The sequence below is a fragment of the Geomonas edaphica genome (assembly GCF_004917075.1).
Taxonomy (GTDB): Bacteria; Desulfobacterota; Desulfuromonadia; order Geobacterales; family Geobacteraceae; genus Geomonas; species Geomonas edaphica.
In genome coordinates this window covers 230,157-247,054 of the sequence record NZ_SSYB01000005.1, presented here as the reverse complement: position 1 = coordinate 247,054, position 16,898 = coordinate 230,157, and the positions used below count along the sequence as shown (strand labels likewise).

Sequence of the window (16,898 nt, the reverse complement as noted above, 5' to 3'; positions counted from 1 at the left end):
CAGGAGATGCCAGCCGGTGCCGCGCCACCAGACGATGAAACGGCCCTCCTGCGCCGGGAGAACGAAACGCTCGCCCAACAGGTGAAGGAACTGGTGAAGGCGGAGGGGAAACTCTACCGCTACCAGGAGCAGCTCGACGTGCAGTTGCGCGAGTACCAGGAACTGTACCAGTTCAACCGTAACCTGAACGGCCTGCGGGATCTTTCAGAAATCTTCAGTACGGCGGCGGACTTCATCATCAACAACCTGGGGTACGAGAGGGTCGTCTTCTGCAGACTCGACGCCGACGAGGCAAGCTATCGCGCCAACGCGTGGGACGGCTACTACCACGCCGAAGAGAGCGACGCCGCGAGCCGGCTCGCCGTCCCCAGAAACGATCCACTGCTCGCCCCACTGTACGGAGGTGCCCCCTTCCTGATCTGCCTCGAAGAGAGCGATGATCCGCTGCTGCGGCGCTTTGCTGCGCTGATGCAGGCAACGGAATACCTCATCTACCCCCTGGGGTCCCACGACCTCCCCGTAGCCCTGCTTGCCGTGGGCAACTCCGCGGAGCAGTTCCCTTTCTGCCGCAGGATCAGCGACAGCGAGCTGGCGCTGCTTGGCATCGGCAACCTGGCGGGGCTACTCTCCTCCAGCATCGAAAACCACATCCTTCTGGCCAACACCGCACGGGCGCTGGAACAGGAACGCCTGGCAGAGGCCAAGTACCGCGGCATCTTCGAGAACGCAACGGAGGGTATCTTCCAGGCCACCGTGGAAGGGAGGTTCCTGAACTGCAACCCCGCCCTGGCCGAGATCCTCGGCTACCACGCCCCCCAAGAGGTGATCGGGTCGATCACCGACATCGCCCGCCAGCTTTACGTCGACCCGCTGCAGCGCACACGGATACTTTGCGAGCTGGCACGAGGGCGCACCGTCAAGGGGTGCGAGGTTGAGTTCTACCGCAAGGACGGCTCGAAGTGCTGGGTGAGGCTCAGCGTGCGCGCGAGCTTCTCTCCCGGCGGCGGGATAAGCCACATCGACGGCGTCGTGGAAGACGTATCGGAACGCAAGCGGGTTGAGGAGGCAATCCGGACGCTGAACGCCGAACTAGAGCAGCGGGTGGCGGATCGGACCAGCGCGCTGGAGCAAGCCAGCGCCGAATTGCAACAGACCCACGCCCACATGCTGCAGCAGGAGAAGATGGCATCGATAGGGCAGTTGGCCGCAGGCGTTGCCCACGAGATCAACAACCCGATGGGCTTCATCATCAGCAACCTGAACACACTCGGCAAGTACGCCGACAGGCTCACCGGCTTCATAAAGGTGCAGGACGACGCGATCGGAAAGTTGCATCGCGAAGGGGGCGGTGCTGAAGTCGTCGAGGAGGTCGCGCAGCAGCGCCGGGGCTTGAAGGTGGACCATGTCATAGAGGACGTGGGACACCTGATCGGGGAGTGCCAGGAGGGAGCAGGACGGGTGAAGAGGATCGTGCAGGAGCTCAAGGGTTTCGCCCGGTTGGACGAATCTGAAATGAAGGTGGCGAACCTGAACGAGGGGCTGGAGAGCACCATCAACATAGTCTGGAACGAGCTGAAATTCAAGGCGGAACTGAGGAAGGAGCTGGGTGAGATCCCGGGCACCCTGTGCAACCCGGGTCAATTGAACCAGGTATTCATGAACCTTTTGGTGAACGCCGCCCAGGCGATCGAGAAGTTCGGCGTGATCACGGTGCGCACCACCCTGCAGGAAGGCATGATCAGGGTCGAGATCTCCGACAACGGCTGCGGCATCCCCGCCGACCGCATCAAGCGCATCTTCGATCCCTTCTATACGACGAAGGCGGTCGGCACCGGCACCGGCCTCGGGCTCAGCATAGTCTACGACATCGTGAAAAAGCACGATGGCGCGATCGAGGTGGAGAGCGAGCCCGGCGTCGGGACCACCTTCATCGTGCGCATCCCAGTGGTATCACAATAGCCGCAGAATCAGCCACAGACCGCGAAGGCGTCGTGGTAAGCGACCACGCCGGTCGCGTTCTCGGCGCGGAAGGGGAGCGCCAGGAAGTACTCGGGAGGAACGCCCGGCAGGGTGAGTCCGTCACGTACCTTGAAGCCGAAGCGCCCGTAGTACGCCGGCTCGCCCAAGAGGACACAGCCGTCGCAGCCAAGGCGCTCAAGCTCTGCGAGTCCCGCCCGGATCAGCATGGAGCCGATTCCCTCCCCCTGGTGATCCGGCTGCACCGAGACCGGCGCCAGGCCGAACCAGCGGCACGTCTTGCCGTCGATGGTGATGGGAGAAAAGGCGATGTGCCCGACCACCGCGCCGTCCAGGACGGCCACCAAAGAGACGCTGAGCGCCCCCGCCGAGCGCAGCCGCTCCACGAGGATGTGCTCGGTCTGGTTGCTATAAGGGTGGCTGTGGAAGGCCGCTTCGACCACCCGTGTGATGGCGGCCACATCCTCCGGCCGCTCCTTGCGTATCGTCAATTTCCCCGTTTCCAATCTTCCTCCCCGGTGCGGCAGCGCCCCTACCACCCAAGCGCGAGCTTGAGCCCCAGCACCCCGCCGAGCAACACGAAAAGCCCCCGCACCCAGTCATGCCCCTTGTGCCGCCCAAGTCTTGACCCGAGATAGGCACCGAACACCGAGCCGATCGTCGAGGGGAGCATGAGCCTGGCATCGGCGAAGCCGGCGGCGCTGTAGACGGCGACGGCGAAGCAGTTCCAGAAAAATGCGATGGTGTAATAACAGCCAAGCGAGGCGACCAGGGTCTGGCCGCGCCCCTTGGCAAGCAGCATGGAGGTGAAGAGCCCGTTCCCCGAACCGAAGAAGGACTCGTAAACGCCGAGCGGGAAGGCGAGCAGGCCGGTCACCCCGCGCGACAGAAGCGGCTCCCCCTCGCTGCGCCCAAGCGCCGGGTTGCATGCCACCACAGCGACGAGCAGGAGGATGATGCTGCCGATGACCCGCTGCAAAAGCGCGGCGTCGATCCCCCGCACGATGATGGTCCCCACCCACGCGCCGGCAAGGCCGCAGACGACCATGACCCGGAGCAGCGCCCAATCCACCGGGCGCCCCTTCAGGTAGTTTCGCGCCGCAAGCGGCGTCCAGGCCGCCCCGTTTAGCTGGTTCGAGGCGATGGCGACCGGCAGGGGAAATCCGAGCGCGAGCCAGACCGGCGTGGTCAGCATGGCCGAACCCGCCCCGCTCATCGAGCTCAGCAGCGAGGCAAGAAAGGCAACCGAAAGGATGGTAAAAAAGCGCATGAGCCCCTCCCTGAGGCAGCTCCTTTCTACCCCATCCGCCGGCAACATTCAATGCCAAAGGGCGCTGGAAGTATCTCTGGCATCCGTCTCTCACGGGGGCCCAGTTCTTACTCATTCTTTTTACTTTCCACTCAGTCGTGCGCTTTGACTCAAAACGTGCTAACTTTTGTTATAGTCAGTTCCCATCTTCACGCGTTGCAGCGAGGTTCTTGTGTCACGCAAAAAATATATTCTCATAACTTCTACCGTCCTTGTCTTCCTGCTGCTGTTCATCGTGGCCATCCTCCCCACCATTGTCAGGATCAAAGCAGTGGAGGCTCTGGAAGAGAGCACCGGACGCAAGGCGCGCATCGAATCTGTGAGCTTCAACCCCTTCACGTTGACTGCTACGGTTGAGGGTTTTGCCATTGAGGAGAAAGAGGGACACCCCTTCATCGCTTTCCGGCGCCTTCAGGCTTCCCTGTCGCCGGCATCCATTTTCAGAAGGGCCCTCATCCTCTCCGAGGTCACCCTCGACACCCCGACGGTGAACCTGGTGCGCAACGCGCCGAACCGCTTCAATTTCACCGACATCCTGGAAAAGCAGCCGAAGAAGAAAGAGGAAAAGGGAAGCACGCTGCGCTTCTCGCTCAACAACATCAGCATCAGGAACGGATCGGTCGACTTCGACGACCGCATCGTCGGCGGCGGGAGAAAACATACGATCCGGGCGCTGAACGTCGATATCCCCTTCATCAGCAACAGCCCCTACCTCGCCGATAAATACATCGACCCGCGCATCTCGGCGCAGGTGAACGGCGCCCCCTTCTCCTTCGCGGGGAAACTGAAGCCGCTCAGCAAGTCGCTGGAGACCTCGGTTCACGTGGGGCTCAAGCGGCTCGACCTGCCGCAGTACCTGGCCTACGCACCGGTGAAGCCCCCGGCCGAGCTCACCTCCGGCAAGCTTACCGTCGACCTCGACATCGCCTACCGCATCTCGGCCGACAAGAAACCGGAACTGCTGCTCAAAGGAACGACCAGGCTCGACGCCGTCAGCATCGACCTCCCGGGTAAGAAGCCGCTCGCGCGCGTCCCTGCACTGGAGGTGAAAGCCGCCTCCCTCGAGGTGCTGGCCAAGAAGTTCCATTTCGACGCAATAACGGCGGAGGGGCTCGAGCTCTTCGTCGAGCGGGACCGCCAAGGGGCATGGATGTTCTCCCGGCTCGCTCCGTCCGCGCCGGAAGGAGACAAACCGAAAGCGGCCGAACCTGCCGAAAAAACCGAGGTAGTGCTTCCTTCCCTTGCGATGACCAACGCGACGGTTCATTTCCGGGACGAACTCCCCAAGGGGGGCTTCAACGCCAACATCTCCGAGATAAACCTCGCCGCCAAAAACTTCAGCACCGCTCCGGGGGCCCAGGCCGCGTACCAACTCTTCCTCAAAGCGGACGGAGAAGCCGCGCTGAAAACCGAGGGGACCTTCTCCGCTTCCCCCGTCGCAGTCACGTCGTCCGTCACCCTCACTGGACTCAAAATCCAGCGCATCTGGCCTTACCTCAGCCCCTACCTCACCGCGCCGCTTCAGGGGACGCTCGGCCTGACCACGGAACTCGGCTACCGGGCCGAGGAGGGGTTATCGCTCAAAAAGGGGGATCTCTCCGTCGCCGGTCTTGCCGCCCGCTACGGAAAGGAAGGGTTCGACCTGGCCCTTTTGCAGGTATCCGGAACAAGCTTCCGCCAGAAGGAGAACCGTCTAGAGATTGGCGACATCCGCCTGGCGCAGGGAAACATCTCCCTGTCAAAGCAAGCGGACGGGAAGCTCTCCATAATGTCGCTCTTCCCGGCGCCATCCGCCGCAGCCACGGCACCTGCGTCCAAGGCGAAAAAGGCCAAGGCCGAACCGAAGGGAAGGCCGTTTTCCTATGTGGTTAAACAGACAAGGCTTGAGAAATTCAACGTCACCTTCACCGACAAGACCTTCGAGGAGCCGCCCCGCTTCACGCTGCGCAACGCGAACCTGACCCTCGCGAACCTGCAGGGGCCGAAGTTCCAGCCGTCTCCCTTGCGCTTTTCCACCACCTACGGCAAGGGCGCCACGCTTAGGACGAACGGCACCCTCATGCCGGTTCCCTTCCGCTACCGCGGGAGCATCGGCATCAGCAGGCTCCCGATCAGCGACTTCGAGCCTTACTTCCCCGAGAGCTTCAACTTCTCGGTCATCGGCGGGAACCTCGATACGTCGGTCGACCTCGATCTCGCCCTCAAGGACGGCAAGGCGGTGGGGAGCTTCCGCGGCAACGCCGGGGTGCGCGACTTCCACAGCATCGACATCACCGAGCAGGACCTCCTCAAGTGGGAGAGCCTGCAGTTTGACGCCTTCCAGGGAACCTTCGCCCCATTCACCCTGAGCATCCGCGAGGTCGCGCTGAACGACGTCTATTCCCGCATCATCATCAGAAAGGACGGCACCCTCAACCTGCAGGACCTGGTCAGGAAGGAGCCGGAAGCGCAGCCGGCAGCTCAGGCAGCACCCGCGGCGCAGGCGGTTCCGTCTGCACTACCGGTGGCCGCACCCGGCGCCGTTGCAGCGCCCCCCGCGAGTCAGCGCCAGATCTCGGTCGGGAGCGTGACGATTCAAAACGGCACGCTCGCCTTCACGGACAACCACCTCCCCCAGACCTTCAACAGCACCTTCTACAACCTGGGGGGGAGGGTGAGCGGGCTCACCTCGGAGGCATCCAAGTTCGCCGACGTCGACCTGCGCGGCAACCTGGAAAACCATTCGCCCATGCAGATCTCCGGGAGGCTCAACCCGCTGCGGGACGACCTCTTCGTCGACCTGAAGATCTCCTTCCGCGACATCGAGCTGGCCCCGGTCACCCCCTACTCCGGCACCTACCTGGGCTACGCCATCGACAAGGGAAAGCTTTTTCTCGATCTCAAGTACCTCATCGAGAAAAAGCAGCTCACCTCCGAGAACAAGGTCTTCATCGACCAGTTCACCTTCGGGAAGAAGGTGGACAGCAACCAGGCGACCAGCCTGCCGGTAAGGCTTGCCATCGCGCTTTTAAAGGACCGTAACGGCGAGATCCACCTGGACCTCCCGGTCACCGGGCGGACCGACGATCCCCAGTTCAGCGTCTGGCGTCTCATCGGCCAGGTGCTGAAGAACCTGCTAGTGAAGGCGGCCACCTCCCCATTCGCCCTGCTCTCTTCGATTGGCGGCGGCGGGCAGGATTTCAGCATGGTGAGCTTCGAGGCGGGCTCAAGCGTACTCTCAGCGAACGAGGCGAAGAAACTGACGCAGCTGGCCAAGGTGGTCGCCGACCGCCCCGGACTCAAGCTGGAGATAAAAGGGTTCGTCGACAAGGGGAGGGACCCGGAGGGATACCGGCAGGAACTCCTGGCGCGCAAGGTGCGCAACGAGAAGTTCCTCTTCCTGGTGAAGGAACAGCAGGTTAAAGAAGGGGAAAACAGCGAGACGGTGCAGGTGACGCCGGAGGAGTACAGCAAATTCCTGAAGGGAGTCTACAAGAAGGAGAAGTTCCCGAAACCGCGTAACGCCCTCGGCATGGTGAAGGACCTGCCGGACAACGAGATGAAGAAGCTGATCATCGCCAACACAGTGGTCGGCGAGAACGAGCTGCAGGCGCTCGCGCGGGAGCGCGCGGCAACCGTCATCAATTATCTGGCGACCCAGGGAGGGTTACCGGCGGAAAAACTCTTCCAGGGAAGCGGCGACATCTACAAGGCGCCCGAAAAGGAAACCGCCGGTCGCAGCCGCGTCGAGTTCAGCGCCATCGCACGGTGAACCCGCCGGAACGGGGCCAGCAGGTTGTCAAATACGTACAGTTCTAGTAACCTGTTGTCGTCCGAATCGGAGGCATCCGTGAGCCCCACCGTATTCAGGCAAGACGGGTTCCGCTTCTTTTTCTTTTCTCGCGAAGAAACACGGATGCACATCCATGTGCATGGCCACGCGGGGGAGGCAAAATTCTGGATTGAACCCCAAATCGAGATGGCCCAGAACTGTGGCCTGTCCAGAAGCGAGTTACGTCTTGTCAGGAGATTGATCGAGGAACGTGAAGATGACATACAACAGGCATGGCGAAAACACTTCGGAGGTTGAAGTCACCAACGTTTCCACCCATGGCTTTTGGATTATGGTGCGTGGCGAGGAACTTTTTCTTCCCTTTGAAACCTTTCCATGGTTCGAGGACGCCCCGATAAAGAAACTGGTCCGCGTGGAACTCGCATCACCGACGCACCTGTACTGGCCGGAGCTCGATGTAGATCTTACCCTGGACAGTATTCTGCACCCGGAACGCTTCCCGCTCATAAGCGCCATCCAACAGGAAGGCGGAGTGGATAACTCCAAAGAAGGTTGATAGCTACTTCCTCTTCTTTTTTTTCTTCGTGAATCTTCTTCCTTGATGGGTGGGATGGTCTTGTTGCTGGGCGTGGTTCTCTTCCTCGCGGCCCTTCATCATCATCAACGGGATCAGTACCAGAGCAAAGACAGCCAGGATAGCCGCTACTGCGATGAGCGGTGTGGACATAGCTCCCTCCAATTCAAACTCTTCCAAGACATATTCAAGGTTCCCGCACCGGTCCGGGGATGATACCACTCCCCACTCCAATGAGTTTTAGGCAACGCAGCATAACATGCGCCCCCAACCTTTATCAATTCAAATGTAGTTCATGAGCCGTCCCCCGCGCTCCCGCGCTACGCATGGACAACCAAGGTCGCGCCGATATAATGTGCCAGTTTTCATGCCCGATTACGACAGCGGGACCATCAACAGGGTCGGGGTTCGTTGATCGTTGAGCGGCGGCCAAATTTCCTATTGATCAAAGGTTATATCAGGTTATAATAATGGAAGTTGTCTGGCAACCAAAGGCTGTGAAACAGCTCAAAAAAATCGGCGACCGCTCCGTACAGCAGAGGATAGTATTGGCTGCCCGGAGTCTCGTAGATCTTTCTTCCTGTCCAAACGTCAAGCAACTTGTCGGTCACAGGTACACTCACAGGATGCGGGTGGGAGACTGGCGCGTGCTACTTAACGTGCAGGAGGAAATCGACATCGTCAGTGTAGAGGAGATCAAAAAACGCGATGAGCGAACCGACTGAATATCAAATCATCGAGCATGGAGGTCAACCAGCTTTTGTGCTGGTGCCATGGGAAGAGTTCCAGCGCATTCGCCCTATGCTGGAGGCTGAGAAAGCCCAGGCCTCAGGAATCCCCCAGTCCGTTGTCGAAGCTCACGTGCTGCACGACATGTCTCTGATAAGGGCCTGGCGGGAAGAACTTGGCTTGAAGCAGGAGGACCTCGCAAAGCGGCTGAATGTATCGCAAGCCGCCGTTGCGAAGTTCGAGCATCCCACCGCACGCCCACGGCTGGCAACTCTTAGAAAGATAGCCGCTGCGCTGGGGATCTCATTGGAACAACTGCATATTTGAACCATCGTTCTTGGAGTTACAAATGTCCTTGCGCAGCCTTCGCATCCTCGCAGCAGTCGCCGGCAAAGGGAGTTTTGCCGCCGCCGCAGAACAGATGGGGTTAACCCAATCCGCCGTGAGCCTCCAGATCAGGAACCTGGAAGAGGAATTCGGCGTGCAGCTCTTCGAGCGGACCGGACGCAGCCCCAAACTCAACATGAACGGCAAACTGGTCGTGGAGCGAGTCCGCGAGATCCTCGACATCTACGACGGGATCAAGGCGGACCTCTCGCCCTCGGGCGCCATCAAAGGGGTGCTGACGCTGGGGGTGGTCCCCACCGTGCTCACCGGTCCTCTCCCCCCAGTACTCGGGCGGCTGCGCAAAACGCACGAGGAGATGCAGGTGCGCCTGGTCTCGAGCCTGTCGGCAGAGCTCGTGCGCCAGGTCGAAGAGGGGGATCTCGACGCGGCGCTCACCACCGAGCCCCCCTTCGCCATCCCGCCGCACTGCCGGTGGCAGGCGTACGACGAGGAGCCCTTCTTCGTGGTCGCCCCGCAGGGTGCTGCAGCCACGACGGTGCAGGAACTTTTCGAGACCTACCCCTTCGTTCGCTTCGACAAGACCGCGTGGGCCGGGGCCCTCGTGGACGCCCATTTGCTGGCACAGGGGATAAAGCCGCGCGAGGTGATGGAGTTCGACTCCCTGGAGGCGGCGATCAGCCTCGTGGAACAGGGGCTCGGCATCGCCGTCGTGCCGTTGAACCGGCAGCGCCTCGATAAGGCGCAGGGGCATTTCAGCCTCGCCCCGTTCGGAACCCCGCAGTTGACCAGGCGGGTCGGGATGTACCAGAAACTGCGTCACCCGCGCTTGGCGCTCACACAACTGGTGCTGGACGAACTCCAAGCGGAGTGCCGACCCTCAAGAAATACTCAAGCCTAACGCAAGAATTATCAACTTTTGCCAAACTGTCCCCCATGTTACTCTCACCTCACCGAAGTAAAGGAGAGTAGCATGGCAACCATCATCACCGCCCTCACACCGGTTCTCTCGCTGATCCTGGTCGGCTTCCTGATAAGGCGCAGCGAGTTTCTCCCCTCCTCGTTCTGGCCCTCCGCTGAAAGGCTCACCTACTTCCTGCTCATGCCGGCCGCGCTCATCCACAGCCTCGCGGGTAAGAAGATCGGGACGCTCCCCTGGCTCAACATCCTGCTCACCGTCGAGGGGGTCATCGTCGCCAGTGCCCTGCTGGTCGTTATCTGGGGAGTCGCCAACCGGCGCATGGGAGGGGGCGTCTTCACATCGCTTTTCCAGGGAGGGGTGCGTTTCAACACCTTCGTCGCCCTGGCACTCGCCGAGAGCCTGTTCGGCAAGGAGGGTCTATTCCTCGCGGCCCTCGGCGCCGGCTTCATGATCGTGCTCATCAACGTGCTCTGCGTCTCGGCCTTCTCGCTCACCGTCGGCAACAGTGCCGGCATCGATTTCAAGCGGCTCGTACGGGATCTGACACGCAATCCCCTCATCATCGCATGCGTGGCAGGTATTGCGCTCAACGCTTCCGGACTCAAGCTTCCCGCCGCGCTGGACGGGACCCTTCTTTTGGCAGGAAAGGCGGCCTTCCCGCTCGGGCTCATGGCCGTAGGCGCCGCCTACCGCGCCGGGAACCTCGCGTTGCACTGGCAGCCGCTCGTCGCAAGCTGCACCATCCAGTTCCTCTGCAAGCCGTTGGTCGCCTGGCAGCTCGCCTCGGCGACCGGCCTGTCCGGCACCGCCGCAGGGGTCGTGCTGCTTCTTTTCAGCGTCCCCACCTCACCGGCCTCCTACATACTCTCGCGGCAGATGGGAGGCGACCATGACAGCATGGCGGCCATCATCACCGCCCAGACCTGCCTCTCCTTCCTAACGCTCCCGCTCACCATCTGGATACTGGTCTAGCCAGACACCTCTCTTGAAGAACAAACAAATGTGTTGCCATACGAGACGCTTTCAGGTTATGCAGCCATGATTGAGAAGCAAGAGGTGATCAAGATGGACATGTACAATGAGCACTGCCTGCCACACCTCACCAACTGCGTCTGCGGCATGAAGCCGCTGGCACGTCAGCGGGCGCTGATCGTCCCTCAGGCGCAAGGCAACGTCCTGGAAGTGGGGATGGGAACGGCGCTGAACCTGCCGTTTTACGACAAGGATAAGGTCACCCGCGTCTGGGGTCTGGAGCCGTCCCCGGGTATGCGCAGGGTGGCGGCGGAAAACGTTAAGCGCAGCGGAATTCAGGTGGAATGGCTGGATCTGCCGGCGGCGCGGATCCCGCTTGGCGACGCGACAGTAGACACGGTACTGCTCACGTTCACCCTGTGCAGTATCGCAGACTGGCGGGGAGCACTGGCCGAAATGCGGCGCGTGCTCAAGGTGCAGGGTAGGCTATTGTTCTGCGAACACGGCGCGGCACCGGACGCATCGATCCTTAAGTGGCAGAAGCGGATCACACCATGGTGGAAACACGCGGCCGGGGGATGCCACCTGGACCGCCCCATCCCGACGCTTCTCGTGACCGGCGGCTTCCGCATCCTGGAGATGGACGAGGATTATATGGGCGGCGTGCCAAGGATTGCAGGGTACACCTATCGCGGCAGCGCCGCGAAGCGCTGAACAAAGCAAAGGGAACCGCCTGTCTCAGTTCTCGGCTCTTAGCTTTTGTGAACCAGCTGGAGCTTTCGGCTCAGATCGGTGAGGCGGTACGGCTTCTGGATGAATCCAGTCAGCCCCCACCCGGTGAACCTCTGGGTGATTTCCTGTTCGCTGAAGCCGCTGGACAAGAGGACCTGCACCCCCGTATCAAGGGAGCGCAGCACGCGCAGCGCCTGCTCCCCGTCCATATGCGGCATGGTGAGGTCAAGGATGACGCACGTGATGTCGTCCTTTTGCCGCTGGAAGATTTCTATGGCGGCAGCCCCGTCCTCCGCAGTCAACACGTGATACCCCAGGGTTTCCAGCATCTCCGTCCCGAGACTGCGGATGGTCTCCTCGTCATCTACTAGAAGAACGGTCCCGGTGCCGGTCGGCGCAGGGAGTGCTTCCTGCGCTTGCGGCTGCGGCCGCGCATCTCCCGAGACGGCCGGGATAAAGACGGTGAAGCTTGACCCTTCGCCCGGCTCGCTGCGGACCTCTATGGTACCGTTATGCCCACGCACTATGCCGAGGACCGCCGCCATTCCGAGGCCGCGCCCGGTGAACTTGGTGGTGAAAAAGGGATCGAATATCTTAGCAACGGTTTCGGGGGCCATGCCGCACCCGTTGTCGGAAACCTCGAGGTAGACGTACAGCCCCTCCTGGAGTCTGTCGTTTAGCCACAGCTGCGAGAGCGTTACGGCGTCGCACCGCCGCGCGCCGGTCCTGATCGAGATGACGCCGTTTTTGTCGCCGATCGCTTCGGAGGCGTTGATGACAAGGTTCATGACCACTTGGCGGATCTGCGTCGCATCGACTTCCACCAGGGGGAGATCCTCGGCAAGCTCAAGGTGCATCTCCACCTTCTTAGAAATGGAGACATCCAACATGTGCCTCATTTCCTCGACGAGAGCGTTGACGTTGACCTCCTCGATGAGAAAACTCCCCTTGCCGGAATAAGCGAGCATCTGCTGGGCCAGGTCGGCCGCCCGTTGTGACGATTTTTCTATGTTCTGCAGGTTCCCACGTACGGGAGATTCCTGTGGGAGCCTTAGCAGAGCCAGTTCCGCGTTCCCCATGATCGCCATCAGGATGTTGTTGAAGTCGTGGGCGATCCCTCCCGCCAGAACTCCCAGGCTCTCCAGCTTCTGAACATGCAGCATCTGGGCTTCCATCCTTTTCTTGTCCTCAGTCAGCCGCCTTTCATCGGTCACATCACGTCCGACCACAAGGAGATGCTTCTTCTCCTTGATCATGAGCCGGGAAAGCACGTACGACATGGCGATGTCCTTGCCGAAGCTCGTATGCAGCTCCACCTCGTGAACACGCGCGATGCCGTCGCCGAGAACCGTTTCAGCCGCCTCCAACAGACCGCTTTCCCGCCAGGACTGCAATAAGCGGAAGTTCTGCTGCTGCATCTGCTCCACATCCCCACCCGCGATGTCCGCAGTCGCCTGGTTCAGCAGGATACATTTGCCTGATTCACCGTCAAAGATGCGGATCCCCATGGGCGAGTACTGCAGGAGCGACTCGAAAAGCAGTAACGTCTCCTGACGCTGCTCCTCGCTCTTCATCTGCTCGGTGATGTCCCTGGTGATGCCGAGCAGCGACACGATCTCTCCGCGGTCGTTGCGGAAGGGGACCGCATGGGTGTCGAGCCAGACGCGCCTTCCCTTAAGCCCCGAGGTCTGAAATACCAGGTTGCCGGGGATGCCGCGGAACACGTTACGGGTCAGTTCCTTGAAAGCCTCTTTGAATTCCGGGGCGATCCTGTTAAAGACACACTTTCCCTCTACCTGCGCGAAGGAGTCCGCGTCGATCATGTTGAGACCCGCGCGGTTCATCATCTGCAGGCACCCCTCCGAGTCGAGCATCTTGACGCACTCGGGCTCCGTCTCGATGATGGTGTTCATGAAGGCCTCGCTGCGCGCGAGCGCGTCCTCCCTGGCACGCAGCTGTTCCGCCATGGCGTCGAAGGTGCGGGCGAGCCCGCCAAGTTCCCCCCCATGCACCAAGTCGGATACCTTCATACCCGTCTCCCCATCGGCCAACCGCCTGGAGGCTTCCTCGAGGATCTTGATGCGGTCGCCCAAACAGCGCTTGCCGATGAAGATGGCTGCGAGGCACGCAAGGAGCAGAAACGACGACAGCAAAGTCATGCTGTAGGCAAGCGAGCGGTCTGCGTTGCGCGTGGCGGCCTCGATCGGTATTCCGGCGGTGACGTACATGTAAGGGGTGTTTTCGCCGGGAAGCCAAAGCTTGAGGTAGGAGATGATGCGCTTGTCCCCCTGGAGCCCGCCTCTGATGTGGGTCCCACGGTCGGGTCCCTCCTGGAGTTTCTTGAAGGCATTTGCGGGGTAGGGTTTGCCGAGGTAGTGTTCCGGGTCTATCCCCCTGGCGAGAATGACCCCCTTGTGGTCCAGTATCACGAAGCTGGTCCCTACCGGCAGGTGCATCTGCTGCAGCAGGGACTGGTAGTTCTCGATATTGAGGGTGACGCTGATGACGCCGACCACCGCCCCTTTCTCGTCCTTGAGCGGGTAGCCGAGGTTGAAGATGGGCCTCGTCGTGATCCTGCTTACCACGTACTCGCCCGAGGAAAGTCTGCCACTGGCCAAGGCGGCTTTGAAAAAGCGGCGGTCTGAGGTGATCAGTTGCTGGCGCATCGGCATGGCGGTTGCCCAGACCCGTCCCTGCCGATCCGCAACGATGATGTTGCCGTACATCGGGTTCAACTTGCGCAGCTCTTTTAGGATCGGCTCGACCCGAGCCGCGTCACGCGCCTTTACCTCGGGGAGTTGCGCCAGCGAGGTCATGAGTTGCTCAGCCGCCACCACGAGGTTGCGCTGCTCGGCACCGATCCTTTCGGTAACACGCAGTGTCTCCTTCCCGGCGTCGTCTATCATGGCGTTGCGGAACTGTATCCCGGAGTAAATGATGACGCCCGCAGCCGGCAGGGCAACGACGAAGGTGATAAGCAGCAGCAGAAAACGGGTGGAAAGTGTGGAAGAACGAGTCATGTGACATCTCTCGGCGCACAGTTGTTACTGTAAACATCGGCAAAATACTGTGTTAGCTTAGCAGAAATCAACTCGTCTCTGAACGTGACAATCCGAATACAGGATTACCAGTTGTCACATCAGCATATGGTGGGAATCTAACGGTTGGCCCACAGTAGCTATTGAGATAAGCGCGCATCCAAAAGCTGAGAAGAGGCGGAGCGTGACGTAGAAGGATTGTACCTGTCAGAGGGGCGCAACCGCCGATACTCCTCACTGGCTTTTTTTACCTGCCTCATCACGCTCGCCGAACGCAGGGTGAAGACGGTGTCCACGGGTACGCCCCCGCTTTCCAGTACCTTGGCCGTCCAGGTGTTGCAGGTATGGGTGATGAGGTAATACCCTTCCGCCTTGAAAAACCTGTCTTCGCCGTGAGGTCCCGCCTTCAGGGGGTAGGGGCGACCTGCCGCGTTGAATTGGAAACTGGTCCGCAACTTATCCTTCAGGTGTTTCAAGCCGGCTGCCGAAAGCTTGAGCTCGACCACTTCGCCTCCTCGGTACTGCTCCGGCGGGACGGCCGGCATGGAGAAGACGTGCATGACGCTCGGATTTCTCCAGAAGACCGCCTTCAAGAAGATGGCCGGCGTCACCTTGTCAGCTTGGTAGAAGTCCGCCTCTCCCCAGCCGAACTCATAGTAGCGCCCCGGCCGAAGGTATTCCCTCAAGAATCCCAGCTCGTTCCCCAGATCCTCGCTCGATAGAGCGATCCCGGCGTGCCATCCGTGTGCTATCACGTATATCGAGCGTTCCTCGCCCCGCGTCGCAGGCAGGTAGTTCCATTTCTTGCCGGAGGCGCACCCGGCGAGCACCGCCACAAGCGGAGGAAGCAGCACGATCAGCCATTTTCGTCCCCACGCCGCCCGAAGCCTGGCAAGCACCGTTTGCATGGCCCCTCGCTTTTCCATGAGGACCTCCCGGAGTTTCCTGCTGCCCCGGAGATCTTACCAAGCCACCCCCATCCGTCAAAGCAGACACGCCACCATCACCGCAACCCGGCTTTCTTGAAGGCTTCATGTCGCAGCTGCGTAATCGATCTAAAGAAGTTCCTGTTCTGCCCTACCCTCCGATTGGTTCCCGCTACAGGTATCAGGTAAACCGTTCTCAGCTCGCGCAACATCCACTCGCTCCTTAGGCAGAGCAGGAGCCCGGCAAAGGGCGCAGACAACAGGGCGGTCCCGAAGATGAGACCGACGACGCCGACGGCGTAATATGAAAGGGCTGCGTGACTGGAAGCGAGTTTCACCCACTGGAGGAACTGAACGACTTCGTAGATTACCACGACCGTGATACCAGACCAAGCCCCTTCGACCAGCCGACGCAAGCCGCCCTTCCTGAGCTTCCAGAACTGGTAGGCAGCCCAGAGCAGATGGATTCCTGCGACGGTGACGGTCCATGGGATGAACCCCAGATCAAAGAACACGGACAGCTTCGACACGGGGACCAGGTACGGCTCCGACAGTACCGCCTGCCAATCGGTACCGTAGTACTTCATGAGCCCGGTGATTCCGTAGAGAAGAGCTGCCGCACCGACCGCCATCACGAGCCAAGCGGTTATCTCGACTATCTCCGGTGGAGGTGCTCCTTCTTCCAAGGTCAGAGACGGCAGTTCCGGTGTTGCCGGGATAGCTGAGGACTCCATGGGTGGATTGCCATAAACCTTTGGGGCGGCAGGGGCCTCCCGCTCTTCAACCAGTTCGCCGCGGTGCCTTTTTTCGTCGAGGATCCGCGACCCCTCCATGGCAAGAAACTGCGGATTGAGCCCCTGCAACAGTAGAAACTGCCCCGGGTCCAGCTTTACGGCGACTCCTTCCGTCACCTCCTGCATCTCGAACTCGAAAGTCCCCTTGGTCCAGGCAAAGAGGGAATAGACCACCTTCTCGATCTGGTCGCGCACCACGTTCTCGATCGCGTCGGCGCTGACCCCGAAGCGCTCGACCATGATGGTTCCAAGAAGCCGCCGGTACCCTTCATCCGCCTGTGCGCTCAAAGCAAGGTTGAGGGTGCTTCGGTCGATGACGCCCCTGCGAATCAGCAGCTCGCCCATGTTCTGTCTAAAGACGGTTGAACTCGCCCTGGTGACGTAGCCATTCTGAAAAATGATGCTGGCCTCGCGCCCCAGACTTTTCAATGACAGCACGCCGGACTTTCGGCTCAAGCTGACGATCTGCATGATCTCGCCGAGTCCCAGATCGTCGATGTTGCCAACAAGACTCATGGTTTTAGCCTCTCATATGAAGGATTAGGTAATGCGAGGAAGGGGGAGTCAGATGGAGCCGAGAACGGCATCAGCCCCCTTCGCATCGGAAATTGCTCCATAAAAAAAGCCGGGGCCAGAATATCTTGAGATATTTCGGCGACCCGGCTGTCTCTATGAGACCCTGTAGGCTTTCCGTCCCATCCTCGCGGATGGTTTAGTATTGTCGTTATCCGGCTTTAATTGTATTGGCTTGCGGCGAACGATAGCCCAAGCAGCCCGCTTCGTCAAGAGTAAACAATGAGAAGCTTTG

15 protein-coding genes and 1 riboswitch are annotated in these 16,898 nt (G+C 60.4%); of the genes, 9 read left to right on the top strand and 6 right to left on the bottom strand.

Annotation, left to right across the window (positions count from 1 at the left end):
• The first annotated feature begins 6 nt into the window (after positions 1-6).
• Positions 7-1,959 carry an ATP-binding protein gene (locus E8K79_RS16860; RefSeq protein WP_162604697.1) on the top strand — a complete coding sequence of 651 codons (1,953 nt, stop codon included), beginning with the start codon at positions 7-9 and terminating at the stop codon, positions 1,957-1,959.
• Positions 1,960-1,967: 8 nt separating this feature from the next.
• On the opposite strand, the gene E8K79_RS16855 is transcribed toward E8K79_RS16860, so the two are convergent.
• Together E8K79_RS16855 and E8K79_RS16850 are read right to left on the bottom strand one after the other, a co-directional pair.
• Complete coding sequence (locus E8K79_RS16855; protein WP_246043860.1) at positions 1,968-2,483, bottom strand: GNAT family N-acetyltransferase; 516 nt, start codon at positions 2,481-2,483, stop codon at positions 1,968-1,970.
• A gap of 26 nt (positions 2,484-2,509) precedes the next feature.
• The gene (locus E8K79_RS16850; protein WP_162604696.1) at positions 2,510-3,247 is read right to left on the bottom strand and encodes a sulfite exporter TauE/SafE family protein; all 738 of its coding nucleotides are present in this window, start codon (positions 3,245-3,247) and stop codon (positions 2,510-2,512) included.
• Between the two features lie 211 nt (positions 3,248-3,458).
• Between E8K79_RS16850 and E8K79_RS16845 the strand changes: the two genes are divergently transcribed.
• The 3 genes from E8K79_RS16845 (at position 3,459) to E8K79_RS16835 (ending at position 7,614) form a co-directional block, all read left to right on the top strand.
• Positions 3,459-7,037, top strand: coding sequence for a DUF748 domain-containing protein (locus tag E8K79_RS16845; RefSeq protein ID WP_246043859.1), 3,579 nt, complete (start codon positions 3,459-3,461; stop codon positions 7,035-7,037).
• A gap of 144 nt (positions 7,038-7,181) precedes the next feature.
• Positions 7,182-7,355, top strand: coding sequence for a DUF4160 domain-containing protein (locus E8K79_RS21700; protein ID WP_342782563.1), 174 nt, complete (start codon positions 7,182-7,184; stop codon positions 7,353-7,355).
• Positions 7,315-7,614: a DUF2442 domain-containing protein gene (locus E8K79_RS16835; RefSeq protein WP_136515746.1), complete on the top strand. Its 300-nt coding sequence runs from the start codon at positions 7,315-7,317 to the stop codon at positions 7,612-7,614. Before E8K79_RS21700 ends, E8K79_RS16835 begins: the two co-directional genes overlap by 41 nt.
• A 3-nt stretch (positions 7,615-7,617) precedes the next feature.
• Here the strand turns inward: E8K79_RS16835 and E8K79_RS21345 are convergent, their stop codons facing one another.
• Complete coding sequence (locus tag E8K79_RS21345) at positions 7,618-7,785, bottom strand: hypothetical protein (protein ID WP_198419840.1); 168 nt, start codon at positions 7,783-7,785, stop codon at positions 7,618-7,620.
• 317 nt (positions 7,786-8,102) lie between these two features.
• On the opposite strand from E8K79_RS21345, the gene E8K79_RS16830 reads away from it, so the two are divergent.
• From E8K79_RS16830 to E8K79_RS16810, 5 genes are all read left to right on the top strand, one after another.
• Entirely contained in the window at positions 8,103-8,357 is a 255-nt protein-coding gene (locus E8K79_RS16830; protein ID WP_198419839.1) for a type II toxin-antitoxin system RelE family toxin, read from the top strand.
• Complete coding sequence (locus E8K79_RS16825; protein WP_136515744.1) at positions 8,341-8,688, top strand: helix-turn-helix domain-containing protein; 348 nt, start codon at positions 8,341-8,343, stop codon at positions 8,686-8,688. The genes E8K79_RS16830 and E8K79_RS16825 overlap by 17 nt, the downstream gene beginning before the upstream one ends.
• Before the next feature lie 22 nt (positions 8,689-8,710).
• Positions 8,711-9,607: a LysR family transcriptional regulator gene (locus E8K79_RS16820; protein WP_136515743.1), complete on the top strand. Its 897-nt coding sequence runs from the start codon at positions 8,711-8,713 to the stop codon at positions 9,605-9,607.
• 72 nt (positions 9,608-9,679) lie between these two features.
• Positions 9,680-10,600: an AEC family transporter gene (locus E8K79_RS16815; RefSeq protein WP_136515742.1), complete on the top strand. Its 921-nt coding sequence runs from the start codon at positions 9,680-9,682 to the stop codon at positions 10,598-10,600.
• A 66-nt stretch (positions 10,601-10,666) separates the two neighbouring features.
• Positions 10,667-11,314, top strand: a complete 648-nt coding sequence (locus E8K79_RS16810; protein ID WP_246043858.1) for a class I SAM-dependent methyltransferase — start codon at positions 10,667-10,669, stop codon at positions 11,312-11,314.
• Positions 11,315-11,352: 38 nt separating this feature from the next.
• Here the strand turns inward: E8K79_RS16810 and E8K79_RS16805 are convergent, their stop codons facing one another.
• The 3 genes from E8K79_RS16805 to E8K79_RS16795 all read right to left on the bottom strand — a co-directional run bounded on the left by E8K79_RS16805 (position 11,353) and on the right by E8K79_RS16795 (position 16,606).
• The gene (locus E8K79_RS16805) at positions 11,353-14,352 is read right to left on the bottom strand and encodes an ATP-binding protein (protein ID WP_136515741.1); all 3,000 of its coding nucleotides are present in this window, start codon (positions 14,350-14,352) and stop codon (positions 11,353-11,355) included.
• 158 nt (positions 14,353-14,510) lie between these two features.
• Positions 14,511-15,296: a DUF2459 domain-containing protein gene (locus tag E8K79_RS16800; protein WP_198419838.1), complete on the bottom strand. Its 786-nt coding sequence runs from the start codon at positions 15,294-15,296 to the stop codon at positions 14,511-14,513.
• Positions 15,297-15,373: 77 nt separating this feature from the next.
• Entirely contained in the window at positions 15,374-16,606 is a 1,233-nt protein-coding gene (locus tag E8K79_RS16795) for a DUF4388 domain-containing protein (RefSeq protein ID WP_136515740.1), read from the bottom strand.
• Positions 16,607-16,740: 134 nt separating this feature from the next.
• Positions 16,741-16,817, bottom strand: a riboswitch (cyclic di-GMP riboswitch).
• Positions 16,818-16,898: the final 81 nt, after the last annotated feature.